General features: G+C 71.8%; 19 protein-coding genes. 8 read left to right on the top strand and 11 right to left on the bottom strand.

Annotated features, from left to right (window positions below; all coding sequences use genetic code 11):
• Positions 1-105: 105 nt before the first annotated feature.
• Positions 106-2,634: an ATP-dependent Clp protease ATP-binding subunit gene (locus AC07AZ_RS11605; RefSeq protein WP_478846310.1), complete on the top strand. Its 2,529-nt coding sequence runs from the start codon at positions 106-108 to the stop codon at positions 2,632-2,634.
• Between the two features lie 74 nt (positions 2,635-2,708).
• On the opposite strand, the gene AC07AZ_RS11610 is transcribed toward AC07AZ_RS11605, so the two are convergent.
• Together AC07AZ_RS11610 and AC07AZ_RS11615 are read right to left on the bottom strand one after the other, a co-directional pair.
• Positions 2,709-3,344 carry an HAD family acid phosphatase gene (locus AC07AZ_RS11610; RefSeq protein WP_478846312.1) on the bottom strand — a complete coding sequence of 212 codons (636 nt, stop codon included), beginning with the start codon at positions 3,342-3,344 and terminating at the stop codon, positions 2,709-2,711.
• A gap of 118 nt (positions 3,345-3,462) precedes the next feature.
• Complete coding sequence (locus AC07AZ_RS11615) at positions 3,463-6,600, bottom strand: NACHT domain-containing protein (RefSeq protein WP_478846314.1); 3,138 nt, start codon at positions 6,598-6,600, stop codon at positions 3,463-3,465.
• 372 nt (positions 6,601-6,972) lie between these two features.
• On the opposite strand from AC07AZ_RS11615, the gene AC07AZ_RS11620 reads away from it, so the two are divergent.
• The gene (locus AC07AZ_RS11620; RefSeq protein WP_478846316.1) at positions 6,973-7,659 is read left to right on the top strand and encodes a M23 family metallopeptidase; all 687 of its coding nucleotides are present in this window, start codon (positions 6,973-6,975) and stop codon (positions 7,657-7,659) included.
• Between the two features lie 138 nt (positions 7,660-7,797).
• On the opposite strand, the gene AC07AZ_RS11625 is transcribed toward AC07AZ_RS11620, so the two are convergent.
• A complete protein-coding gene (locus AC07AZ_RS11625; RefSeq protein WP_478846318.1) occupies positions 7,798-8,385 on the bottom strand; it encodes a TetR/AcrR family transcriptional regulator in 588 nt (195 codons plus the stop codon).
• A 125-nt stretch (positions 8,386-8,510) separates the two neighbouring features.
• On the opposite strand from AC07AZ_RS11625, the gene AC07AZ_RS11630 reads away from it, so the two are divergent.
• Positions 8,511-10,091 (top strand): MDR family MFS transporter, encoded by a 1,581-nt coding sequence (locus AC07AZ_RS11630; protein ID WP_478846320.1) that lies wholly within the window; start codon positions 8,511-8,513, stop codon positions 10,089-10,091.
• Between the two features lie 152 nt (positions 10,092-10,243).
• Here the strand turns inward: AC07AZ_RS11630 and cseC are convergent, their stop codons facing one another.
• The 5 genes from cseC to AC07AZ_RS11655 form a co-directional block, all read right to left on the bottom strand.
• Positions 10,244-11,578, bottom strand: coding sequence for a two-component system sensor histidine kinase CseC (cseC, locus tag AC07AZ_RS11635; RefSeq protein WP_478846322.1), 1,335 nt, complete (start codon positions 11,576-11,578; stop codon positions 10,244-10,246).
• A gap of 15 nt (positions 11,579-11,593) precedes the next feature.
• Positions 11,594-12,298, bottom strand: a complete 705-nt coding sequence (cseB, locus tag AC07AZ_RS11640) for a two-component system response regulator CseB (protein WP_478846324.1) — start codon at positions 12,296-12,298, stop codon at positions 11,594-11,596.
• Between the two features lie 244 nt (positions 12,299-12,542).
• A complete protein-coding gene (locus tag AC07AZ_RS11645) occupies positions 12,543-13,175 on the bottom strand; it encodes a hypothetical protein (protein WP_478846388.1) in 633 nt (210 codons plus the stop codon).
• 71 nt (positions 13,176-13,246) lie between these two features.
• On the bottom strand, positions 13,247-13,786 hold the full coding sequence (locus AC07AZ_RS11650; protein ID WP_478846326.1) for a SigE family RNA polymerase sigma factor: 540 nt from the start codon (positions 13,784-13,786) through the stop codon (positions 13,247-13,249).
• Between the two features lie 248 nt (positions 13,787-14,034).
• Positions 14,035-14,970, bottom strand: coding sequence for an HhH-GPD family protein (locus AC07AZ_RS11655; protein WP_478846328.1), 936 nt, complete (start codon positions 14,968-14,970; stop codon positions 14,035-14,037).
• Positions 14,971-15,652: 682 nt separating this feature from the next.
• Between AC07AZ_RS11655 and AC07AZ_RS11660 the strand changes: the two genes are divergently transcribed.
• Positions 15,653-16,513 carry a hypothetical protein gene (locus AC07AZ_RS11660; protein WP_478846330.1) on the top strand — a complete coding sequence of 287 codons (861 nt, stop codon included), beginning with the start codon at positions 15,653-15,655 and terminating at the stop codon, positions 16,511-16,513.
• A gap of 146 nt (positions 16,514-16,659) precedes the next feature.
• On the opposite strand, the gene disA is transcribed toward AC07AZ_RS11660, so the two are convergent.
• Positions 16,660-17,784: a DNA integrity scanning diadenylate cyclase DisA gene (disA, locus tag AC07AZ_RS11665; protein ID WP_478846332.1), complete on the bottom strand. Its 1,125-nt coding sequence runs from the start codon at positions 17,782-17,784 to the stop codon at positions 16,660-16,662.
• A 79-nt stretch (positions 17,785-17,863) separates the two neighbouring features.
• Positions 17,864-19,273 (bottom strand): DNA repair protein RadA, encoded by a 1,410-nt coding sequence (gene radA / locus AC07AZ_RS11670; protein ID WP_478846334.1) that lies wholly within the window; start codon positions 19,271-19,273, stop codon positions 17,864-17,866.
• 241 nt (positions 19,274-19,514) lie between these two features.
• On the opposite strand from radA, the gene AC07AZ_RS11675 reads away from it, so the two are divergent.
• Positions 19,515-21,248, top strand: coding sequence for a BACON domain-containing protein (locus AC07AZ_RS11675; RefSeq protein WP_478846336.1), 1,734 nt, complete (start codon positions 19,515-19,517; stop codon positions 21,246-21,248).
• An 85-nt stretch (positions 21,249-21,333) separates the two neighbouring features.
• On the opposite strand, the gene AC07AZ_RS11680 is transcribed toward AC07AZ_RS11675, so the two are convergent.
• A complete protein-coding gene (locus AC07AZ_RS11680; protein WP_478846338.1) occupies positions 21,334-22,182 on the bottom strand; it encodes a DUF3109 family protein in 849 nt (282 codons plus the stop codon).
• 71 nt (positions 22,183-22,253) lie between these two features.
• Here AC07AZ_RS11680 and AC07AZ_RS11685 point away from each other — a divergent pair, with 71 nt between their 5' ends.
• The 3 genes from AC07AZ_RS11685 (at position 22,254) to AC07AZ_RS11695 (ending at position 25,110) form a co-directional block, all read left to right on the top strand.
• The gene (locus AC07AZ_RS11685) at positions 22,254-23,186 is read left to right on the top strand and encodes a Ppx/GppA family phosphatase (RefSeq protein WP_478846340.1); all 933 of its coding nucleotides are present in this window, start codon (positions 22,254-22,256) and stop codon (positions 23,184-23,186) included.
• A gap of 497 nt (positions 23,187-23,683) precedes the next feature.
• Positions 23,684-24,508, top strand: coding sequence for a sugar phosphate isomerase/epimerase family protein (locus AC07AZ_RS11690; RefSeq protein WP_478846342.1), 825 nt, complete (start codon positions 23,684-23,686; stop codon positions 24,506-24,508).
• Positions 24,505-25,110, top strand: coding sequence for a TetR/AcrR family transcriptional regulator (locus tag AC07AZ_RS11695; protein WP_478846344.1), 606 nt, complete (start codon positions 24,505-24,507; stop codon positions 25,108-25,110). The genes AC07AZ_RS11690 and AC07AZ_RS11695 overlap by 4 nt, the downstream gene beginning before the upstream one ends.
• Positions 25,111-25,382 lie beyond the last annotated feature (272 nt).

Below are 25,382 nucleotides of genomic sequence, written 5' to 3' on the forward strand. Positions count from 1 at the left end.
TGTCGGCAGTTGGAATGAGCGGTCCCCGCTTGCGGGACTAAGCTGCGGAAGGACAGGGAGGGGAGCGTCCCCTTACTGCCTGACCGCTCTGAGGAGCGATTAACGATGTTCGAGAGGTTCACCGACCGCGCGCGGCGGGTTGTCGTCCTGGCTCAGGAAGAAGCCCGGATGCTCAACCACAACTACATCGGCACCGAGCACATCCTCCTGGGCCTGATCCACGAGGGTGAGGGTGTCGCCGCCAAGGCCCTTGAGAGCCTCGGGATTTCGCTCGAGGCGGTCCGCCAGCAGGTGGAGGAGATCATCGGGCAGGGGCAGCAGGCCCCGTCCGGCCACATCCCCTTCACCCCCCGTGCCAAGAAGGTCCTGGAGCTGTCGCTCCGGGAGGCTCTTCAGCTGGGCCACAACTACATCGGCACGGAGCACATCCTGCTCGGCCTGATCCGTGAGGGCGAGGGCGTCGCCGCCCAGGTCCTGGTCAAGCTGGGCGCTGATCTCAACCGGGTGCGGCAGCAGGTCATCCAGCTGCTCTCCGGTTACCAGGGCAAGGAGACCGCCGGCGCCAGTGGCGGTCCTGCGGAGGGCACCCCCTCGACGTCCCTGGTCCTCGACCAGTTCGGCCGGAACCTCACCCAGGCCGCTCGTGAGTCCAAGCTCGACCCGGTCATCGGGCGCGAGAAGGAGATCGAGCGGGTCATGCAGGTGCTGTCCCGCCGTACCAAGAACAACCCGGTCCTGATCGGTGAGCCCGGTGTCGGCAAGACCGCCGTCGTCGAGGGCCTCGCTCAGGCCATCGTCAAGGGCGAGGTGCCCGAGACCCTCAAGGACAAGCACCTCTACACCCTCGACCTCGGCGCGCTGGTCGCCGGCTCCCGCTACCGCGGTGACTTCGAGGAGCGCCTGAAGAAGGTGCTCAAGGAGATCCGCACCCGCGGTGACATCATCCTGTTCATCGACGAGCTCCACACGCTGGTCGGTGCGGGTGCCGCCGAGGGCGCCATCGACGCCGCTTCGATCCTGAAGCCGATGCTGGCCCGCGGTGAGCTGCAGACCATCGGTGCGACCACGCTCGACGAGTACCGCAAGCACCTGGAGAAGGACGCGGCCCTGGAGCGCCGTTTCCAGCCGATCCAGGTCGCGGAGCCGTCGCTGCCGCACACCATCGAGATCCTCAAGGGCCTGCGCGACCGGTACGAGGCGCACCACCGCGTCTCCATCACCGACGAGGCGCTGGTCCAGGCCGCCACCCTGGCCGACCGGTACATCTCGGACCGCTTCCTGCCGGACAAGGCGATCGACCTGATCGACGAGGCCGGTTCCCGGATGCGTATCCGCCGGATGACCGCGCCGCCGGACCTGCGCGAGTTCGACGAGAAGATCGCGGGCGTGCGCCGCGACAAGGAGTCCGCGATCGACTCGCAGGACTTCGAGAAGGCCGCCTCCCTCCGCGACAAGGAGAAGCAGCTCCTGGCCGCCAAGGCCAAGCGGGAGAAGGAGTGGAAGGCCGGCGACATGGACGTCGTGGCCGAGGTCGACGGCGAGCTGATCGCCGAGGTCCTCGCGACGGCCACCGGCATCCCGGTCTTCAAGCTGACCGAGGAGGAGTCGAGCCGCCTGCTGCGCATGGAGGACGAGCTCCACAAGCGGGTCATCGGCCAGGTCGACGCCGTCAAGGCGCTCTCGAAGGCGATCCGTCGTACGCGTGCCGGTCTGAAGGACCCGAAGCGTCCCGGTGGTTCGTTCATCTTCGCCGGCCCGTCCGGTGTCGGTAAGACCGAGCTGTCCAAGGCGCTCGCCGAGTTCCTCTTCGGTGACGAGGACGCGCTGATCTCCCTCGACATGTCGGAGTTCAGCGAGAAGCACACGGTCTCGCGTCTCTTCGGTTCGCCCCCCGGCTACGTGGGCTACGAAGAGGGCGGCCAGCTGACCGAGAAGGTCCGCCGCAAGCCGTTCTCGGTCGTCCTGTTCGACGAGGTCGAGAAGGCGCACCCGGACATCTTCAACTCGCTGCTGCAGATCCTGGAGGACGGTCGCCTGACCGACTCCCAGGGCCGGGTCGTGGACTTCAAGAACACGGTCATCATCATGACGACCAACCTCGGCACCCGGGACATCTCCAAGGGCTTCAACCTGGGCTTCGCGGCCTCGGGCGACAAGAAGTCCAACTACGAGCGCATGAAGAACAAGGTCTCGGACGAGCTCAAGCAGCACTTCCGCCCCGAGTTCCTCAACCGCGTCGACGACGTGGTCGTCTTCCCGCAGCTGACCCAGGAGGACATCCTCCGGATCGTCGACCTGATGATCGGCAAGGTGGACGAGCGCCTGAAGGACCGGGACATGGGCCTCGAGCTCTCCCAGTCCGCCAAGGAACTGCTGTCCAAGAAGGGTTACGACCCGGTGCTGGGTGCGCGTCCGCTGCGTCGCACCATCCAGCGCGAGATCGAGGACACCCTCTCGGAGAAGATCCTCTTCGGCGAGCTGCGTCCCGGTCACATCGTGGTCGTGGACACCGAGGGCGAGGGTGAGACCCAGACCTTCACCTTCCGCGGTGAGGAGAAGGCGGCCCTGCCGGACGTCCCGCCGATCGAGCAGGCGGCCGGCGGAGCCGGTCCGAACCTGAGCAAGGAGGCGTAACCCTCCGGGGTCCGTCTCGACGGAAGGGGCCGGTGCTGATCACAGCACCGGCCCCTTCCGCATGTCCGGAGGCCCTACGACAGCTGACCGTCGTAGTCCGGGAGCTTGTACGTCGTCTCGGCGTGGCCGCCCGACAGATCGGTGGCGCTGTTGCCGATGTTCGCGATGATCGTGTAGCCCTTCGACTCGATGGCGACGCGCTGGGCGGTCTTGTAGGCGGCGACGTCCTTGAAGAGGTCGAGCAGGCCGCGCGTGTAGAGGCCGGAGACCTTGTAGCCGTCGTAGGTGAGGTTGTACGAGGTCACCGAGTCGATGATGCCGGGGCGGGCGGTGACGAAGAACAGCGAGACACCGTGCTCCTGGGCGTACCTGGCGACGTCCAGGACCGGCTTGTTGGCCGGCTGGGGGTAGCTGAAGCCGAAGTCGGTCTCCAGGGTGGTGTTGTCGATGTCGAAGACGATCGCCTGCTTCTCGCCCGGTTTCGTCGCGGCGATGCGCTGCCTCAGGGCGGGCAGCGCCTGGTTCATCACGGCCTTGCAGTCCTGCTGCCAGGTGGCGTAGTCGACGTCCTCGGCGGCGGCGGCAGCGGTGGTGGAGGAGGTGCTCGTCGTCGCCGTGACGGCGTCCGCCGGGGCGGCCATGGCCACGAGGGCGGCCGCCGAGGCGGCGATGACGGCGGTGCGGCGCGCCAGGGGGCGTCGGCTTCTCATGTGTGGGGGTTCCTCTCACGTCCGGACGTACGTGCCGTTGTCGGGTGCATGTTCGTTCACGAGGATGGCGCGAGGGGAACCGTAGGGTTACTGGGGGGTAGGTGGCCAGAGACGTGCGTCACAGTACGCCGTAGACCTTGATGACTTCGGGCGTGCGGGGGAGCGGGGCGAAAACGTCCTCGGGTACGGCGGTCACGTCCGGGGCCAGGACCACGGAGACCTCGCGCAGCCCGGGGAAGAGGTCCGGCACGGCCGAGAGGTCCTCCGACCCCTGGAACCCGCTGAGGCGCAGGGCGGTGACGCCGGGCAGGGGCGGGCCGGCCCAGCCGGTCTCCGGCCAGTCGATGTGCAGCTCCTCCAGGGCGGGGAGCCGGGCGATCTCGTCGTGGTCGTCCGCCGAGAGCCCGGCGGGCAGCCGCAGCAGACTCAGGCGGCGCAGCGCACGGAAGCGGCCCAGGCCGCGCAGGCCGGTGTGCCGCACCGCGTCCTCGTGGAGCCCCAGGTGACGCAACGGCAGGCCGGTGGGCAGGACGGCGTCGAGGGTCTCTCCTTCCAGCGGTGTCCCGACATCGAGCCGTTCCAGCGTCGTGGAGCCGGAGAACGCGTGCAGGGCCTGCCGCTCCAGGCCGGTCATGTCGTTCAACGACACCCAGGTCAGGGGCAGTTGCACGAGCGGGTCGAGCTGCCGTACGTTCGCGCACCGGCCGAGGGACAGATAGGTCAGCCCGCGCAGGGACGAGAGGCATCCCAGGTCGTCCAGCCGGTCGTTGCGGTGCAGGACCAGCTGGGTCACCCGCTCGGGAACCAGGCCGGCGGCGATCTCGGCGGGGGTGAGGTGACCGATGAGCTGGACGCTGCCACGGCCGCCGAGTTTCCGCAGGTGGCGGAGTTCCGCGGGGGAGCGTGCCGTGAAGAAGAGGTCGTCGTCCTCGGACAGGTGGGCGATGACCTCGTCGCCGTAGCGCCGCGTCGGGAAGCGGTCCCAGGTCCAGGTGAGCTGGGCGCGCACCCACAGCGCCGGGTGCGCCCGGAAGCGGGCCAGCACGGGTACCGCCGCGTCCGTGCCGATGAGGGAGGCGGTGACCACCACCGCGCGCGCCTCCGCGTCGCCGAGGCCCTCCGGGCCGGGCAGCAGCTCCAGCGCGAGCGGCCCGGCGGAGGCCAGGGCGCGGGCCTCCTGGGTGGTCCGGGGCGGGATGAGCGCGGCCGCGTCGCGTTCCACGGCGGCCCAGACGTCAGGGTCGAGTTCGGTGGCGTGTTCCAGGGCGGCGAGCGCGAGGAGTCGTACGCGGGTGGCCGCCGGGCCGGCGAGGTGGCGTGCCGAGGCGGTCAGGTCGGTGAGCAGGCGGGCGCGTTCGCGCGGACGGGCGTGCGCCACCGCCATCCGCACCACGTCCGCCCACTGTTCGTCGGTGGCGCCCCGGACGAGCAGGCCGAAGTCGCCGTCCTCCACAGCGGCTTTCGCGCCCAGGTAGTCCTGGAAGGTGCGGTGCACGAACTCGACGGTGCCGGTGGTGGGTTCGCGCAGCAGCCCGCTGCGGACGAGGAGGTGCCGCAGGATCGCGGGGGCGTCTCCCTGTGCCGCGGCGGCCGGGAGGGACGGCAGGACGTCGGCGACGATGCGTTCGGCCCGTTCGCGGTCCATCTCCGACTGGTTGTTGCGGATCAGCCAGTAGGCGAGGCGCTGGAGCAGTTGGATCTGCGGGAGTTCGGTGAGGCGGACGCCGTCGTGGTCGCCGCCGTGCGGGACCATGTCGCGCTCCTCGTCCCGGCGCGCGAGCAGCATCGACAGGGCGGCGTCGTACAACTCCGGGCGGCCGTGCGGGAGATGGCCGCGCCGGTCGCGGTGCAGGGCGCACATCAGGCCGCACATGAGGGGGTTGGTGGCGAGCCGGCCGAGGTCGGGTGTGGTCCGGACGGCGTCGAGGAGGCCGCGTTCGTAGCCGTCGAGGCGGTCCAGGTCGCTTCCGTGGGCGTGGCTGCGGGCCGCCGCGTGCCAGCGGGCGACGAAGGCGGCGACGTCGTCGGGGCCCATGGGGGTCAGGGCCAGCTCCGTGAAGCCGTCGGGGGCGAGCCAGTCCTCCCGTACGGCCGAGGGGCGGGAGGTGACCAGCCACCGGTTGCCGGGATAGACGTCCAGCAGGTCCCGCAGCCAGCGGCGGGTGTGCTCGCGTTCCCGCTCGGGGATCTCGTCGACGCCGTCGACCAGGAGCAGCCCGCGCCCCGCGGCGAGCACGCGGTCGGCCCAGCCGTCAGGCCCGCTCGCGTGGAAGGGGACGCGGACGGCCGCGAGGAAGGCGTCGGGGGCCGGGAGGCCGTCGGGGCGGCGGACGAGGGTGCGCAGGGGCAGGACGAACGGGATGAGGTCACCGTGCTCGCCCCGGGCCGCGGTGACCGCGTGCCACTGCACGAGCGTGGTCTTCCCGGAGCCGGCGACCCCGCGCAGCAGCACCCGCTCGTGGGCGGCGAGCGCCCGGTCGGCGGGCCGGGGCGTCGCGGCGGAGGCGGGGTGCGGGCCGCCGGGGCCGGCCGTGTGGTCGTGTCCGGCCGGCCCGAGGGCCTGGAGGCTGAGGTAGGCGGCGTCCAGGGGCCAGCGGTCGGGGGAGTTCGCCAGGTCGATGCCGTAGATGGTGAGGTGGCTGTGCCTGGTCGCCAGGTAGGTCAGGTAGCGCTGTTCGAAGGCGGTGTCGGTGCCGCCGGTCGGGGGTGTCCTGGCGATCAACGCGTCGACCTTGGCGATGAGTTCGCGCTGCCTGCGGCTCTGCTCGACCAGTGTGCGGGCGACGAAGCTGGACCGCTGGGTGAAGAAGTGGACGATGTGCAGACAGGCCGTGGTGAGCAGACGGCCGTAGAACAGGCCCGCGTCGAGGGAGAGGTCGCGGTCCGGGTGGCCGGCGGACGAGCGGAGGTTCGCCGCGAGGAACTCGTGACCGAGCTCGACGGCCTGGGCGTCCGTCATGGTGAGGTCGCCGAGGGCGTGGAGGGTGTCGGTGAGGGCGTGGACGACGGCCTGTTCCTCGTCGGCGTGGACGGGTCGTTCCCCGGTCTTCAGGCCCTGGCGGACCAGTTCGGCCGCGAGTCTGCGCAGAGCGGGTTCGTCGAGGGTGCGCTTCTCTCCCCGGAAGGAGACGAAGCCCGCTATCCGGATCGGTCTGTCGACCAGGGCGGCGCCCGGGCCCTCGGTGACGAAGAGTCTGCGGACCAGCGGGGTGACCACGCTCGACGCCACCTTCACGCCCACCGTCGTCGGTTCCATGTGGCCTCCCCCTGAGCCCCGTTGACTGGTCGGCAGCGTAGTCCCGGTCACATTCCCGGGAGTTCGGATCTTGTCGGCCGGTGACATGCCGCACAGCTGATTTGTCTGTTACTAACCCACTTAGTGCATGGACAGATTCGGGCAAAAAGGACTTTTAGTCTTCAGGTGAGGGTCGGATGCGGCCGTAGTGGGTGGATTCGGCGTGGATAGCGCGTCTGTCAATAAGAGGGAGGTTTTATGCCGAACTACTAGGTTCCGTCGTAGATGAGCCGTTTGGGTGCCGGTGGGCTCCAGGGTTACCAAGGGATGCCCCATCCGGCGGATGACAGTGCGCCGGGTGGTTCTCCTTGTCCCCGTCCCGTGAGGTATCCGATGACCCAGCGCGTCTCGTCCCGTTCTTCCCGTGCGTCCCGCCTTCGTACCCGTGCGGCCCTCCTGGCCACGGGCCTGGGAGCGTCGGTCGTGCTGGGGGCCGGGGTCGCGGCCGCAGCCGACACCGGCGTGACGGCCCTGCCCGCCGCCGGTGCCGCCAACGCGGTTCAGGCGCAGGCCGCGGCGCAGGCCAAGGCCGCGACCGTGAAGAAGGCGGCCGCCGTGAAGAAGGCCGCCGTCGCCAAGAGGGCCGCCGCGAAGAAGGCCGCCTCCTGGATCGACCCGGTGAAGAAATACACCCTCTCCGCGAAGTTCGCCCAGGCCGGCGGCATGTGGCACTCCACCCACAGCGGGCAGGACTTCGCCGTGGCCAGCGGCACCAACGTGATGGCCGCGCACGGCGGCACGGTCGTCAAGGCCGGCGGCAACGGCGCCGGTGACGGGCCCGCGTACGGCAACGCGATAGTCATCCGGCACGGCAACGGCACGTACTCGCAGTACGCCCACCTCTCGCGCATCGACGTGCGGGTCGGCCAGGTCGTCGCCACCGGCCAGCACATAGCCCGGTCCGGCAACACGGGCAACTCCAGTGGCCCGCACCTGCACTTCGAGATCCGCACGACCCCGAACTACGGCTCGGCCATCGACCCGGTCGCCTTCCTGCGCGCCAAGGGCGTGACGGTCTAGGTCCGGCCGGGTTCCGTCCGGCGGGGTCTGCGATGCCTGATGCGGCCGGGTCCCGCCGACAGGCTCTACGGCCCCTGATCCGGCCGGGTTCCGTCCGGCGGCTGCGATCCCTGATCCGACCGGGGGCGCCGACAGGGTCTACGACCCCTGATGTGCCTGTGTCACCAGGTCGATGGCGACCTGGAGGACGGCCTCGCGCTTCTCCTCGGGCCGGCCGTTGAGGTCGTGCAGGAAGAACATCCCGGCGTGCAGCGTGAACAGGGCGCTGACGCAGCGGACCTGGGCGACCAGGTCCGCGTCCGGGTCGACGATGATCTCGCGCATGCCCATCATGCGGGTCTTGAACGACTCGCCGATGCTCAGTTCCCGCATCGTTGCCTGGTTCTCCTGCATGAAGCGGAACAGCGGCGCCGCGTCGGACAGGGCCTGGCTGTAGCGGCCGAGGATCTCCCGCTTCGTCTCCAGGTTGTGCGGCTGCTGCCGCCCCCACTCGATGAGGTCCTCCATCGGCTGGGTCAGGTCGGCGAAGAGACTGACGATGATCTCTTCCTTGGTCTTGAAGTGGTAGTACAGCGCCGCCTTGGTGACGTCCAGGCGCTCGGCGATCTCACGCAGCGAGGTCTTCTCGTAGCCCTGCTCGGCGAAGAGCTCGAGCGCCACGTCCTGGATGCGCTGGCGGGTGTTGCCGCGGCGCTGCCGCTTGGTGCCGTCCATCGTGCCGCCCATCCTCGCACCCCCGTCATACTTACTTGACGCCCGGCTAGTTGCGCGTCTACCTTCACAGTGTAGTCAACTAGCCGGGCGGCAAGTAAGTAGGTCGCGGGCGGTGGTACCCAGGGGAGTGGGAAACGATGGCGGACACAGAGAACACAGAAACCCGGGCGGAGAAACAGCCCAGGAGCGTGCGGGTGGTCCTGCTCGCGCTCATGATCACGATGATGCTCGCGATGCTCGACAACATGATCGTGGGCACGGCGATGCCGACGATCGTCGGTGAACTCGGCGGCCTGGAACACCTCTCGTGGGTCGTGACCGGGTACACCCTGGCGACCGCCGCCTCCACCCCCATCTGGGGCAAGCTCGGCGACATGTACGGGCGCAAGGGCGCCTTCATGACCTCGATCGTGATCTTCCTGATCGGCTCCGCGCTCAGCGGCATGGCCCAGAACATGGGCGAGCTGATCGGGTTCCGTGCCGTGCAGGGTCTCGGCGCCGGCGGTCTGATGGTCGGCGTCATGGCGATCATCGGTGACCTCATCCCGCCCCGCGAGCGCGGCAAGTACCAGGGCATGATGGCCGGCGTCATGGCGCTCGCGATGATCGGCGGTCCGCTGGTCGGCGGCACCATCACCGACAACTGGGGCTGGCGCTGGTCCTTCTACATCAACCTGCCGCTCGGCGTGGTGGCCCTCACCGCGATCAGCGTCGTACTGCACCTGCCGAAGAAGCGGGCCGAGACGCGCATCGACTACCTGGGCGCCGGACTGCTGACCGTGGGCATCACCTCCATCGTGCTCGTCACCACCTGGGGCGGTTCGGAGTACGCCTGGTCCTCCGCGCGGATCATGGAGCTCATCGCGATCGGTGTCGCCTCGCTCATCGGCTTCGTCTTCTGGCAGCGCAGGGCGGTCGAGCCGATCCTGCCGCTGCACATCTTCCGCAGCCGCAACTTCAGCCTGATGTCGACCATCGGCTTCGTCACCGGCTTCGTGATGTTCGGTGCGACGCTCTTCCTCCCGCTGTACCAGCAGTCGGTGCAGGGCGCCTCCGCGACCAACTCCGGTCTGCTGCTCCTGCCGATGCTCGGCGCGATGCTCGTCACCTCGATGGTCGCCGGACGGGTGACCACGAGCACCGGCAGGTACAAGGTCTTCCCGCTCGTCGGCAGCGCGCTGATGGTCGTCGGGCTGTACCTGCTGTCCACGATGGACACCGGTACGAGCCGCCTCACCTCCGGCGTCTTCATGGCCGTCGTCGGTCTCGGCATGGGCTGTCTGATGCAGATCACCATGCTGGTCGCGCAGAACAGCGTGCAGATGAAGGACATGGGCGTCGCGTCCTCCTCCACCACCCTGTTCCGTACGCTCGGCTCCTCCTTCGGCGTCGCCATCATGGGCGCCCTGTTCAACAACCGGGTCCAGCACGTGATGGCGGAGCGGGCCGGCGCGCTCGGCTCGAAGGTCACCGAGCAGTCCCCGCAGCTGAACGCGGCGAGCCTGGCGAAGCTGCCGGTGGCGGCGCGCGAGGCGTACCAGCACGCGGTGTCCTCCGGCACGCACTCCGCCTTCCTGCTGGGCGCCGTGGTCGCGGTCGTCGCGCTGGTGGCGGCCGTGTTCGTGAAGGAGGTCCCGCTGAAGGGCGCGGGCCCGGGCGAGGGCAAGCCGGGCGATGACGCGGCGGTGGCGCCGACCTCGGTCGTCGAAACCGTCTGATCTGCTACGACGTACCGAAGGCCCCCGGGTGGTGTCCGCCCCCGGGGGCCTTCCGGCGTCGGCGGACGTGCTTCGACGCAGTGCGCGGGCGGCCGCGGGGAGGTCTTCGCCGTCGCCCGTCGCACCGGGTACGGCGTGCCCGCACCCCACCTCTACGGCAGTATCGGATAGCTCCCCGTGTTCGTTGGGGCGTGTTCCGGGAGCCACAGGACTGCCACCGCGCCCTCGGCCGGTACGTGGGACGGGGCTCCCGCCGGGCGGACGTTGCGGAAGGTCAGGCGGGCGCCCAGGACGCGGGCCTGGCCGGCCGCGATGGTGAGGCCCAGCCCGTGACCCTGCCCGGCGCGGTCGCTGCTGCCGGTGCGGAAGCGGCTCGGGCCGTCGGCGAGCAGGTCCTCGGGGAAGCCGGGGCCGTGGTCGCGGACCCGGATGACCCGGCCCTCGACGCTGACCTCGATGGGCGGCTTGCCGTGCCGGGCCGCGTTGGCGAGCAGGTTGAACAGCACGCGTTCCAGGCGCCGGGGGTCGGTGGTGACCTCCGACTCGTGCACCACGCGCACCTCGATCTCCGGGTCCTTCGCCGCCACCCGCCGGCTGACGAACTCGCCGAGCAGGATGTCCTGGAGTTCGGCCCGCTCGGAGGCGCCGTCGAGCCGGGCCACCTCCAGGACGTCCTCGACCAGGGTCCGCATGGCCTGCGCCCGGTCCAGGACCAGCTCCGTGGGCCGGCCCGGCGGGAGTAGCTCGGCGGCGGTCAGCAGTCCGGTCACCGGGGTGCGCAGTTCGTGCGCGATGTCCGCGGTGACCCGGCGTTCGGCCTCCAGCCGCTGCCGCAGCGCGTCGGCCATGGCGTCCACCGCGCTCGCCAGGTCGTCGGTCTCGTCCCGTACGACACCGCCGATGGCGTCCCGCACCCGTACGTCCGACTCGCCCCGGGCGACCTGGTTGGCGGCGGCCGCCGCCTTGCGCAGCCGGCGTGAGAGCTGGCCGCCGATGAGCACGCCGAGCGCGCTGCCGCCGAGGACGACCGCGATGGAGCCGATCACCAGCGCCTGGTCGAGGTCCTTCAGGATGTCGGTGCTGCGGTCGGGGATGCCGGTGTGCAGGGACAGGACGTGTCCGTCCTTGACCGGTACGGCGGCCCAGATGTCCGGTACTCCGTCGGGCCGGTCGGTGATGTAGGTGGCCCGGCGGCCGTGTCCGACCTTCTCCCGCAGTTCGCCCGGCAGCCGCGAGTCGTCGATCTTGATGCTCGGGAAGTTCGGCCGCCCGGACAGCTCGTAGTTGCGCTGGGCGATCTGCACGCGCTCGTCCGCCAGGTCCCGCGCGTTGTCCAGCATCGACACCCGGGCCGCGTTGTGCACGACCAGGCTGAGCGCGACCGCCACCAGCGCGCCGACCAGCGCGATGGCCGCGCTGAGCTTCCACCGCAGGCCCGTCCGCATGCCCTGGCGCTCCTGGGCCGGGCGCCGCGCTCTCCCCCGCATACCGTGATCCCCTGCTCAGGCCTTCAACTTGTAGCCGAAGCCGCGGACCGTCTCGATCCGGTCCTGGCCGATCTTCGTGCGCAGCCGCTGCACATGGACGTCGACCACGCGGGTGTCCCCGCCCCAGCCGTAGTCCCACACGCGTTCCAGCAGCTTGTCGCGGGACAGGACCGTGCCGGGCGCGGAGGAGAACTCCAGGAGCAGCCGCATCTCGGTCGGTGTCAGTGCCACCGGCCGGCCGGAGCGGCGTACCTCCATGCCCTCGGTGTCGATCTCCAGCTCCCCGAAGCTGAGCACGCCCCCGTCCGCCGTGGCGTCGGCGCTTTCGGTGCGGTCGCCGCCGCTCGCGTGCCCGAAGCGGCGCAGTACCGCGCGGATCCGGGCGACCAGTACGGCGCCGTCGAACGGCTTGGTCACGTAGTCGTCGGCGCCGGCCTCCAGACCGAGCACGACGTCGATGGAGTCGGCGCGCGCCGACAGCATGATCACCGGCACCGTCGACTCGTCCCGGATACGGCGGCAGAGGCTGACCCCGTCGATACCGGGGACCATGACGTCCAGCAGCGCGATGTCGGGGCGGTTCGCGCGGAAGGCCTCCAGGCCCGACAGCCCGTCGGGCATGGCGGTGACGGCGAATCCGTCCCGCTCCAGCGCGAGCTGGGTGGCCTCGCGGATGACGTCGTCGTCCTCTACGAAAAGGACGTGGGTCTGGTCTGCCATGCCGCTGTTCTCGCCTCTCGTTCCTGCCGTCGTCCGCGGACTCGTGGACTCGTGCCTCGTGGACGCCGGCCCGTGCACTCGCGGGTGCGCCGGCCGCTCACCGGGGAATCGTTTCGGGGGGCCCGATCGGTTCACTCTGCCGGAGATCCACGAGGATCGCGGACCGCGCGCCGCGCACCGGACGCGTGAGGCTCCCAAGGTCCGTGAAGTTCGTGAAGTCCGCAAGGTGCGTGAGCCGTGCCGCTCAGTCGTCCGGGGCCACCGTGGGCTGGTCCCCGACGGCGTTGCTGTAGTCGTTGTGCGTGCGGTACGCCTCGGTGAACCGGGCCGAGCTCCAGCGGTACGTGATCACGTTCTCGCCGGACGGGCTCGACACCGGGTCGCCCTTCTCGTACACCTGCTTGGTCACCACCAGGTCGCCGCGGTCTATCTCGGCGTAGACCGGCGGCTCCTCGGCCCGGAACACGTTCTCGTACCGGCCGTTCTCCTCGCGGTACACATACGAGCCGACCCCGACGGCGTCACCGCAGGTCAGCACGTTGACCACGACGTCGTCCGCCGAGGAGCCGGTCAGGTCGCCGTAGGACACGTCCACGGGGTACTCGTCGGCGACGCACGGCTTCAGTTCGCGCTTGACCTCCGCCGAGACCGCCGGGTCGTCCTTGACCAGCTTGACGGCGTCGACGCGTTCGGTGGTCCTGGCGGGGCTCACCGCGGGGGAGGCCGAGGCCACCCCGCCGCCGCCCACCACGTCGGAGTGGGCCGGACCCTCGTCGCGCGCGCCGGTGCCGCCGGTGGCGCAGGCCGAGACGAAAAGGGCGACGGCGGCGAGCACGGCCACTGCCGTGATCGCCGCCTGCAGGGTCCCCCGGACCAGGGGGGTACCGGGCGGGAGGGGTGCTCCGTCCGCCGGATACCCGTCCCGCCCGGTGTCCCCGGCCCTCGTGCCTAGGCCGCGCAACGCTCCCGCTCCTCACGCTCCAGCGCGCGTGCGTCCAGATCGCGGCTCTCCAGCTCCTCACGGAGCCGGGCGAGCGCCCGGTGCAGCGTGCTCTTGACCGTTCCCGTCGACATGCCGAGGGCGGCGGCCGTCTCCTCGGTGGACATCTGCTCCCAGTGTCGCAGGACGACGACACTGCGCTGCTTGGGAGCCAGGACCTTCAGGATGTCCATCAGCAGGGCCCGGTCCGCGTGCTGCTCGGTGGAGTCCTCGACGCTGGCGTCCGGGAGCTGCTCGGTCGGGACCTCCTCCAGCTTCCGGGCCCGCCACCACTCGGTCCGAGTGTTGATCATGACCCGGCGCAGATAGGCGTCCGCGAGCCGCTTGTCGGCGATACCGTCCCAGCGGCCGTACGTCCGTACGAGCGCGGTCTGCAGCAGGTCCTGCGCGTCGACCGGGTCAGGGACCAGCCGACGCGCGCTGCGCAGCAGCGCGTCCTGCCGGGTGCGGACGTACTCCTCGAATTCGAGCACCTCGCCCTGCGCCATGATCAACCGCCTCCATCCCCGTTTCCGACCTGCCCGCTGCCGGTTCTCCGTTGCCTGCGTCCCGCTGTCCCCGCGGTACGCAACTGAAGGTACGGAGGGGTTGTCACGGGGCTGTCCGAAGCAGCGCGCGGCTAGGACTCGGCTGTCCGTCGGTTGTGTAACGGAAGTAGGAACGGGGTAAGGGGGTGCACCGAATGGGCGCGCTATAGCGGGATTTGAGGGACCGGAGGGCTTGGACGGGTGTGTGGTCAGGCGTGCGGCAGCCGATACAGACCGCCCGGCAGCGGCTCCACCAGACCGTCCGCGACGAGCCCGTCCAGCGCCCGGGCGCGCTGCACCGGCTCGTGCCACACCCGGTCGAGCGCCGTCTGCGGTACGGGCGTGTGTGCCTCCCGCAGGACGGCCAGCAGTTTGCCGCGGACCTGGCGGTCGGTACCCGCGTACGTCTGCCCGCGCCGCGGCGGCCCGTCGTGCTCGGGCTTGCCCGCCAGCTGCCACGCGCACCGCGCGGCGATCGGGCAGCGGTGGCACGCCTCGTTCTTGGCCGTGCACACCAGCGCGCCCAGCTCCATGGAGGCCGCGGCCCAGCGGGCGGCGGTCGCCTCGTCCGGCGGCAACAGCTCGCGCGCCAGCCTGCGTTCGGCGGCGGTGGTGGCGTTCGGCGGGTACCGCACGCCGGTCACGGCACGCGCCAGCACCCGGCGGACGTTGGTGTCCAGGACGGCGTGCCGCTGCCCGTAGGCGAAGGAGGCGACGGCCGCGGCCGTGTACTCGCCGATGCCGGGCAGCGCGAGAAGCTGCGCGTGCTCGGTCGGTACGTCGCCGCCGTGCCGTTCCGTTATGGCGACGGCGGCGCCGTGCAGCCGCAGCGCGCGGCGCGGGTAGCCGAGCCGGCCCCAGGCGCGGACGGCCTCGCCGGGCGCGTCCGCGGCCAGGTCGGCGGGGCGCGGCCAGCGGGCCAGCCACTGCTCGTAGACGGGCAGGACCCGGCTCACCGGCGTCTGCTGGAGCATGAACTCGCTGACCATCACCCCCCAGGGCCCGGCTTCGGCCCGCCGCCAGGGCAGGTCACGCGCGTGCGTGTCGAACCAGTCGATGACGGGGGAGTGGAGCGACGCTCCGGGATCGCGGTCGGACGCGGTGCCGGAGGGGGCGCTGTGCGGGGGCTTCGTGGGCGCAGTCATGGCTCTTTGATCCTGCCATGCGCGGGCGGGCGGACGGGGGCAGCGCCACCCCAGGGGGCGCGCGCCTGCCGGGCGGCGCGACGGAGTGTCGCAGCCGTGGCCAGAGGTGCAAGGGACACGATCGCGAACGCCCGGGCGCGGCAGCGCCCACGCGCGCCGAACGGTGGTGACCCACGACGTACCGCGGGGCGGGGGGCGGGGGCGCGGAGGGCCGTCCGGCGGCGACCGCGGAACCGGGCGGGGAGGCGGTCGCCGGGACGGGTGCGGAGGCGGGTGTCCGGGTGGCGGCCGTGGAACCGCGGGAAGACGACCGTGGAACCGTGGCAAGGCGATCGTGAAACCGCGGGAACGCGACCGTGGAACCGCGGGATGGCGTCCGTCGGGATGGATGTGGAGGCGGGTGTCCGGCCGCGGAGGGGCTGACGGTCCAGGCGTCCCCGTACGGGTGTCGCGCGGGGGGCCGGGGCGACCGGGACGAGGGGGGCAGGACCCTCACCCGGCGTTCCGTGATCACAAACGGTAGCCGAGAGGGTGTTGTCGTCACAGTCCGCGATCATGGCGGTCCCGGCTCGGCGAACGCCGTGCGGGGACGGCCGGAACCGGGATGATGATCCGGAAAAGTTGTGGCCCCGGGCGGCGGGTGGGGCAAGCGAACGTGGCGATCTCTCGTACAGTTTGCGCCGTGGGATCTCTGCGCAATCCGGTCGGGCCGCTTCCCTCCACCATCTACTGGCGACGGAGGGCCGTACTGCTGTCCGTACTCGCCCTGTTGACGCTGTTGATCGTCTGGATCGTGGCTTCCGGCGGCGGTGGCGGCGACAACGGCGCGGGTGGCTCCAACGGAAAGAACCCCGTCCCCACGATCACCGCGGGACCCTCCGGTTCCGGCCCCGCGATCAGTCAAGCCCCGGGCGGGCGCGACGAGTCGAGCGGCGGCGCCGCCGGCGGGTCCGGCTCGGGAACCGGTGGCGGTTCGGGCTCCGGCACCACGTCCGGCTCCGGCTCGGGCTCGGGCGCCGGTTCGGGTGCGAGCTCCGGTGCCGGTTCCGGCGGCGCGGGCGGCGGTGCCGGCGGCGGTACGGCGGGCGGTACGGGCGGCGACGTCGGGACCGGCGACGCGCTTCCGGCCGGCTCCGCCCTGCCCAACTGCACCGCGAGCAGCGTGACGTTGACCCTGCGCAGCGCCAGGAACACCTACGAGCCCGGACAGACGCCCGCCTTCGAACTGACCGCGAAGAACTCCGGCGCCAGTGACTGCAAGGTCGATCTCGGCCCGAAGAACGCGGTGTTGACGATCACGCAGGCCGGCTCCGACGACGACTACTGGTCCTCCGCCGACTGCCCCAAGGTCTCCGGCGGTCTGGTCTTCCGGGTACCGGCCGGCGGCGGCATCACGTACACCGTGAAGTGGGACCGCAAGCCGAGTGCCCCCGAGTGCGCGAAGCCGCCGGCGGGATCGGCCAAGGCGGGCACCTACCTGGTCGAGGCCAAGGCGCCGGCCCTCGCCAGGACCCAGACGTCGTTCGTGCTCCAGAACGACTAGTGCCGGGGGCGGCCGGGAACCACTGGTGACGACCAGGAGGGGCCCCGGGCGGTTCCGAGGGGGACGGACCCGAGACCGGGAAGCCGGTGGCTGCCCGCGAAGCGGTCACACCTCGCGGGCGGCGTACCGGAAGGACGGCCGGTCGCTCAGACGTAGCGTTCCAGGATCGAGGACTCCGCCAGCCGGGACAGTCCCTCGCGGACACTGCGCGCCCGGGCCTCGCCCACGCCGTCGACCGCCATGAGGTCGTCCACGCTCGCGGCGAGCAGCTTCTGCAGTCCGCCGAAGTGCTCCACGAGCCGGTCGATGATCGCGCCCGGCAGACGCGGCACCTTCGCCAGCAGCCTGAAGCCGCGCGGGGACACCGCCGAGTCGAGCGCCTCGGGGGAGCCGGTGTAACCCAACGCGCGGGCCACCGTGGGCATTTCGAGCAGCTCGGCGTGTGCCAGGGCGTTCAGCTCGTACAGCGCCTCGTCGACCGTGCGGGAGCGCTTGGCGGTGGGTTCGGGCACGTAGTCCCGCACGACCAGTTCCCGCTCGGGCTCCACACCCGCGATCAACTCGTCCAGCTGGAGCGCCAGAAGACGGCCGTCCGTGCCCAGTTCGACCACGTATTCGGCGATTTCGGTGGCGATGCGGCGCACCATCTCCAGGCGCTGGGCGACCGCGGAGACGTCCCGGACGGTCACCAGGTCCTCGATCTCCAGCGCGGAGAGCGTGCCCGCGACCTCGTCGAGACGGAGCTTGTAGCGCTCCAGGGTGGCCAGCGCCTGGTTGGCGCGGGACAGGATCGCCGCCGAGTCCTCCAGGACCCGACGCTGCCCGTCGACGTACAGCGCGATCAGGCGCATGGACTGGGAGACGGAGACGACGGGGAAGCCGACCTGCTTGCTGACCCGGTCCGCGGTGCGGTGCCGGGTGCCGGTCTCCTCGGTGGGGATCGCCGGGTCCGGCAACAGCTGTACGCCGGCCCGCAGGATCTTCGACAGGTCCGAGGACAGCACGATGCCGCCGTCCAGTTTGCACAGCTCCCGCAGGCGCGTCGCGGTGAACTCGACATCCAGGACGAATCCACCGGTGCACATGGACTCGACGGTCTTGTCGGAGCCGAGCAGGATGAGACCACCGGTGTTGCCGCGGAGGACCCGCTCGAGGCCGTCGCGCAGTGCCGTGCCGGGTGCCACGGCACTCAGTGAGGCGCGCATCAGGCCCTCGGCACCGGAACTCCCACCGGATTTTCCGGGAGCTGCCGCCCGGTCGTTGGCTGCCACTGCACTCCTCCGGTCGCAGGTTCTGGGGGCTCCGTTTCGCACATGTGGTTCGTACGGACGGGCGAGACCAGGGCAAAGTCTACCGGCGCTCCTCGCCGTCCCGTGGGGCCTCTCTGCGACGCGAGCGCGGAAGGACGCTCAGGGCCTCTCCCATGTCTGCGACTTCCATCACCTTCATACCGGACGGGATCCTGCCGGGATCGGCCGGTACGAGGGCGTGGGTGAAGCCCAGACGGTATGCCTCGGCCAGCCGGCGCTGGACGCCCGTGACCCGTCTGACCTCGCCCGCGAGGCCCACCTCACCGATCGCGACGAGGTTCTTGGGCAGCGGGGTGTCGCTCGCGGCCGACGCCAGCGCGAGGGCGATCGCCAGGTCGGCGGCCGGCTCCGACAACTTCACACCGCCGACCGTCGCGGAGTAGATGTCCCTTTTGCCCAGGGCGCTGATCCGGCCCCGCTGTTCGAGGACGGCGAGCATCATCGACACGCGGGAGGTCTCCAGCCCGGACGTGGTCCGCCTCGGGGAGGGGATCTGCGAGTCGACCGTGAGCGCCTGCACTTCGGCCACCAGGGGGCGGCGGCCCTCCAGGGTGACGGTCAGGCAGGTGCCCGGCACCGGTTCGGCCCGCCGGGTCAGGAACAGGCCGCTCGGGTCGGCGAGGCCGGTGATGCCCTCGTCGTGGAGCTCGAAGCAGCCGACCTCGTCCGTCGTGCCGTAGCGGTTCTTGACACCCCGTACGAGCCGCAGGCGCGCGTGCCGGTCGCCCTCGAAGCTCAGGACGACGTCCACCAGGTGTTCCAGCAGGCGGGGTCCCGCGATCGCTCCGTCCTTGGTGACATGGCCCACCAGCAGGGTGGACATCCCGCGCTCCTTGGAGGCCCGGATCAGCGCCCCGGCCACCTCCCGCACCTGCGCCATGCCGCCCGGGGCGCCGTCGATCTCCGGGGAGGCCACGGTCTGCACGGAGTCGACGATCAGCAGCGACGGCTTCACCGCGTCCAAGTGCCCGAGGACGGCGGCCAGATCGGTCTCGGCGGCGAGGTACAGGTGGTCGTCGATGGCGTGGATGCGGTCGGCGCGCAGCCGCACCTGACTCGCCGACTCCTCCCCCGTGACGTACAGCGTGCGGTGTTCCTCACTCGCCGACTTGGCCGCCACGTCGAGCAGGAGGGTCGACTTGCCGACGCCGGGCTCGCCCGCGAGCAGCACGACGGCGCCGGGCACCAGTCCGCCGCCCAGCACCCGGTCCAGCTCGGGCACGCCGGTCGGGCGGGCGGTGGCCTGCCGGCCGTCGACCTGCCCGATGGGCACCGCCGAGGTGGTCACGCGACCCGGGGCCGTCGTACGGACGGCGGGCACGCCGTACTCCTCGACCGTCCCCCACGCCTGGCACTCGGGGCAGCGGCCGAGCCACTTGGCCGTCTGCCAGCCGCACTCGGTGCAGCGGTAGGACGGCCGGTCCTTGGTGGTCTTCGTACGGGCAGCCATGGACCGAACCGTAACCGCCACCACTGACAACGCGGGCACGGGCCGGTCGCCGGGCTGCCGACGGCGCGCGTTCCGGCCGCGCCGGCCGGCGGGGCACCCCCTGTGAACCGGACACCCGCCGTCACGAACGAGCCAGCGCATCGCAGGTTCATGTCCCCTTATGAGGGATCGTTTCACCCGTACGAATTAAATGTGCTCAAGGGGGAGGAAGGGGCCGACGCGGGCCGCCTACGGTCCACGGATGATGAGCAGCATTCCGGAGACCTCGACCCGCACCACCGGCGCACACAGGGCGCACCGGGAGGCGCGTGACCGTGGTGCCGCGCGCACGCTCGCGCAGCGGCCGCCCGCGCGCTACGAGCCGTATCTGGACGGCCTGTTCACCTACTGCCTGTCCGTGCTGTGCGACCACGACGCGGCGACCGCCGCCCTGGGCGACGTCCTCGCGCTCGCCGGGCGCCGCCGCGGCCCGGAAGCGGCCGGTGACCGCAGGGCCTGGCTGTACGCGCTGGCCCGCTGGGCCTGTCTGCGCAAGCTGGCCGAGGCCAAGCAGAAACGTCAGGGCACACACGCCTCGGGCCGCGGCCACGGGCCCGAACGGCAGCGGACCGCGCAGCCCGCCGCCCCGCCGGTCCCCGCCGAGGTCCGGGAGCAGCGCCGGAGCCAACTCGCCCTGCTCGCCTGGCCCGAGGCCGCGGGCACCACCCCGGAGCAGCGCGAGGCCCTCGAACTCGCGGTGCGCCACCACCTCGCGGCCCACGAGGTCGCCGCCGTCCTCGGCACCGACCTCACCGCCGCCCGCGAACTGCTCGCCTCCGCCGCCTGCGAGGTCGAACGCACCCGCGCGGCCCTCGCCGTCGTCGAGACCGGCTCCTGCCCCGGTGTGGCGCGCCTCACCGGTGACGACCAGTTCGTGCTCAGCACGGCCGTGCGCCGCGAACTGGTCCGGCACGTCGACGACTGCCCGCGCTGCCGCCGCAGCGCCGAACGCGCGGTCCCCGGCCGCTGGCCCGGCGCCGGTGTCACCCCCGCCGAGCTGCCCGTCCTGGAGGCGCCGCGTGCCGCGCTGCACGGGGCCATGGCGCACGGCTCGCGCGCGCGGGGCAGCGCCGCCCCGCGCTTCGACCGGCGCGGTTTCCCGATGGACCCCAGGGACCGGGCCGCGCGCCGGGACCGTCTGCGCGCGCGTGCCGTCACGACGACGGTCGTCGCCACCGTCGTGGCCGCCCCGGTGCTCGCCCTGTGGGCCGCCTACCGCGGTGCGCCCGCCGGGGACGGCAAGGACGGTCACCCGGCCACCGCCAGTGAGGCCAAGGGCCCCGGCAGCCTCGACGGCGAGTCGGCGACCGGCGGCTACGAGAACGCGGGCAACGCCAGGACCCGGCCCGGCGGCCGCTTCGCCGGGAAGGACACCCCCGACGTGTCGGTGGAGGTCGTCAGCGTCAACGGCGCCGGTCGCAAGGGAGCCGGCCACCTCGACGTGTCGGCCGGCAACAGCGGGGACACCACGCTGGTCACCCTCAGAGCGACCGGCTCCGCCCCGGTCCGCTGGTCCGCGACCACGGCGGCACCCTGGCTCTACCTCAGCCAGTCCTCGGGAACCCTCAGCCCGGGCGAAACGTTGACGATCAAGGTGTACGTGGACCACCTGCGCGAGCCGGCCGGGCACTGGAGCGCGCGCGTCGCGGTCGCACCGGCCGCCGCCGTCGTCTCCATCGAGGGTTACGGCACCGCGCCCAGCCCCTCCGGACCCGGCACGCACCCCGGCCACCCCGGCGGTCCGGGCCACGGCGGCCCGCACCCGTCAGACCCCGGTCCGACGCCCACGGCCCCGGCCTCCACCGACCCGACGCCGAGCGAGCCGCCGTCCTCACCGCCCCCGGACCCGACCCCCACCGACTCCGCCCCGACCGACCCGGACAGCTCGACCCCACCCCCCGCCGACAGCGACGACCCGAGTCCCTCCGACTCGTGAGCGCCCGCCCGCGGTGGCGACGCGAGTCCTTCCGGCTCGTGAGCGCCCATACCCCTCGGGCGGAGAGCCCGCCCCGCGCGTGGGTTCAGCCGACCGGGTCCGCCGGGTGCGGTGCCAGCAGCGGCAGCTGCGCGGCCAGCCGCTCCTCGCACAGCTCGACCAGGCGGTCGTAGCCGGCCTTGCCCATGAGCTCGGTCAGCTCGGGCCGGTAGGACACGTACACCGGGTCGCCCCCGCCGTGCGCGGAGGTCGCCGACGTGCACCACCAGTGCAGGTCGTGACCACCGGGGCCCCAGCCGCGCCGGTCGTACTCACCGATCGAAACCTGCAGCACGCGGGTGTCGTCGGGCCGGTCGATCCACTCGTAGGTGCGCCGCACCGGCAGCTGCCAGCAGACGTCCGGTTTGGTCTCCAGGGGCTCCCGGCCCTCCTTGAGCGCCAGGATGTGCAGCGAGCAGCCCGCGCCGCCGGGGAACCCGGGCCGGTTCTGGAAGATGCACGAGCCCTCGTAGGGGCGGGTCTGCCGCGACCCCTCGTCGTCCTCCGACACCCAGCCGGTCGCCCGGCCCACGTCGTGGTGCTGCCACAGCTCCGGCGTGAGCCTGGACACATGGTCCGCCACCCGCTTCTCGTCGTCCTCGTCCGAGAAGTGGGCACCCAGGGTGCAGCAGCCGTCCGCCGCGCGGCCGGCCTGGATGCCCTGGCAGCCGCTGCCGAAGATGCAGTTCCAGCGAGAGGTCAGCCACGTCAGGTCGCAGCGGAAGACCTGTTCGTCGTCCGCCGGATCAGGAAACTCCACCCACGCGCGCGCGAAGTCGAGCCCCTTCTCGTCGGCTGCCAGGGCCTTCTTCGACTTCTTCGACGGCTTCACCGGCAGCACCTGCCCGGGACCGTCGGCCGAAATGTCGGTCTTCGCCTTTTTCGTCTTTGGCACCCGTCCAGGGTAAGTCGCCGGGAGCCGCTCCGGGGACGGCCGAACGCTCCGCTGGCAGTAGCGTTCCGTACATGAGACTCGGTGTCCTCGACGTGGGATCGAACACGGTGCACCTGCTGGTGGTGGACGCGCACCCCGGCGCGTGCCCCCTGCCCGCGCACTCGCACAAGGCTGAGCTGCGCCTCGCCCAGCTGCTCGACGACGCCGGGGCCATCGGCCCCGAAGGGGTCGACAAACTCATCAGCGTCGTCCGGGACGCGCTGCAGGCCGCCGAGGACAAGGGGGTCGTCGACCTGCTGCCGTTCGCGACCTCCGCCGTGCGCGAGGCCACCAACGCCGACGACGTCCTCGCGCGCGTGCAGGCCGAGACGGGCGTCGAACTCCAGGTCCTCACCGGCGCGGAGGAGGCCCGGCTCACCTTCCTCGCCGCCCGCCGCTGGTTCGGCTGGTCCGCGGGCAAGCTGCTCGTCCTCGACATCGGCGGCGGCTCCCTGGAGATCGCCTACGGCATCGACGAGGAGCCCGACGCCGCGGTCTCGCTGCCGCTCGGCGCGGGCCGCCTCACCGCCGGCTGGCTGCCCGGTGACCCGCCCGACCCGGAGGCGATACGGGCCCTGCGCCGCCATGTCCGCGCCCAGATCGCCCGTACGGTCGGCGAGTTCGCCCGCTTCGGCGCCCCCGACCACGTGGTCGCCACGTCGAAGACCTTCAAGCAGCTGGCCCGCCTCGCCGGTGCCGCCCGCTCCGCCGACGGCCAGTACGTCCAACGCCAGTTGAAGCGGGAGTCCCTGGAGGCGTGGGTCCCGAGACTGGGCGGCATGACCACCGCCGAACGCGCCGAACTCCCCGGGGTGTCCGAGGGCCGGGCCGGCCAGCTCCTCGCGGGCGCCCTGGTCGCCGAGGGGGCGATGGACCTCTTCGGGGTGGAGCACCTGGAGGTCTGCCCGTGGGCCCTGCGCGAGGGCGTGATCCTGCGCCGCCTGGACCACATGGGATCCGCCTGACCGTCCGCCGTCACACCCGGCACGGGCCGCGGGGTGTGCCGTGGGGCGGTGACACGGGCGGCCGGACGCCCGGGCGTCGTAGGCACGGCTCCACGGCACCGTACGACCGCGTGCCCGAAGCGGAGGCGGCGGCGCCCGGCGACAGCGCCTCCCGAGCGAGAGCGCATCGCGCCGTACGACCGCGTCTCCCGAGCGGGAGCGCCTGGCGTCGTACGACCGTCTCCCGAGCGGGAGCGCCTGGCGTCGTACGACCGTCTCCCGAGCGGGAGCGCCTGGCGTCGTACGACCGTCTCCCGAGCGCGAGCGCATGGCGCCGTACGCCCCAGAGCGCGAGCGCATCGCGCCGTACGGCCGCCCCGCCGGGCCTGAGCCCGCGCCACCGTGCGCCCAACGCGTGGGCGGCACCGGCGTGTCCGGGGGCGCGCGGCCGTGGGGAACGCCACAACGGCCGGTGGACGCACCGCATCCCCCCGACCGCACCCCGTACGCTAGCCCCCGTGGCAGAACCAGTCGTGCGCATCCCGGATGCGAAGGTCGCGTTGTCCACGGCCTCCGTCTACCCGGAGTCCACGGCGACGGCCTTCGAGATCGCCGCGCGCCTCGGGTACGACGGAGTCGAGGTCATGGTGTGGACCGATCCGGTCAGCCAGGACATAGAGGCGCTGCGCAGACTCAGCGACTACCACCAGATCCCGATCCTCGCGGTACACGCTCCCTGCCTGCTCATCACCCAGCGCGTGTGGTCCACCGACCCCTGGGTCAAGCTCCAGCGCGCCCGCGCGGCGGCTGAGAAGCTCGGCGCCACCACGGTCGTCGTCCACCCGCCGTTCCGCTGGCAGCGCCAGTACGCCCGCGACTTCGTCACCGGGATCTGGCGGATGGCGGACGAGACGGATGTGCGGTTCGCCGTCGAGAACATGTATCCCTGGCGCTACAAGGACCGCGAGATGCTCGCCTACGCGCCCGACTGGGACGTGACGAAGGACGACTACCGTCACTTCACGATCGATCTCAGCCACACCTCGACGGCCCGCAGCGACGCCATGCAGATGATCGACCGCATGGCCGACCGACTCGGCCACGTCCACCTCGCGGACGGCAGGGGCTCCGCCAAGGACGAGCACCTCGTGCCCGGCCGCGGCACGCAGCCCTGCGCCGAGCTGCTGGAACGGCTCGCCCTGACCGGCTTCGACGGCCATGTCGTCATCGAGGTCAACACCCGTCGCGCCATGTCCGGCGCGGAGCGGGAGGCCGACCTCGCCGAGGCCCTGGCCTTCACGCGCCTGCACCTGGCGTCCGCGGTGAAAGTGCCCCGGCGGTGACCGGCGTGACCGCCCGCAGGCGTGGCCGGCCCCCTCGTACGGAAGCCGCCGACACCCGCGACCGCATCCTGAACGCGGCCCGTGAGGAGTTCTCCGAGCGGGGCTACGAGAAGACGTCCGTACGCGGCATCGCGAAGGCCGCCGGCGTCGATCCGGCCCTGGTGCACCACTACTTCGGCACCAAGGAGCAGATCTTCGAGGCGGCCATCGAGGTCGCCTTCGCGCCCGCGCTGAACGCGCCGGAGGCACTCGCCGACGGTCCCGTCGACGCGATCGGGGAACGCCTGGCCCGCTTCGTCCTCGGCATCTGGGAGAACCCGACCACGCGCGCGCCACTGCTGGCGATCGTCCGTTCCGCGGTGACCAACGAGACCGCGGCCGCCGTCTTCCGCCGGCTGATCGCCTCCCAGCTGCTGCGCCGCATCGCCGCGCAGCTGGAACTGCCGGACGCGGAACTGCGCGCCGAACTCGCGGCCGCGCAGCTCGTGGGGGCGGCCCTGCTGCGGTACGTGATCAAGGTGGAGCCGCTGGCGTCCGCGGACGTGGAGCAGGTCATCGCGCGCCTGGCGCCGGTCGTGCAGGGACACCTGACCGGTCCCTGAGCCGCCCCCACACCGGGAGCCGCGGCCGGACTTCGGCCGGACGTCGACAGGGAGCCGGACCGGGACCCGGACCCGGAGCCTGATCGGGACCCGGCCTCGGAGCCTGACCTGGGCCCTGACCGGGACGTGGACGGCCGCACCGCTGCCCGCGCCCGGCGCCGACCGGCCGTACCCCCTGAGACGTACATCCCGCATTCCGGACAACCTGTCCGCCCCCTGGATGACCGGCGTACGCTCGTTACCAGTCAGACGTCTCTGATCGCAGTCCCCGC

The sequence above is a fragment of the Streptomyces sp. NPDC043878 genome (genome assembly GCF_056435735.1).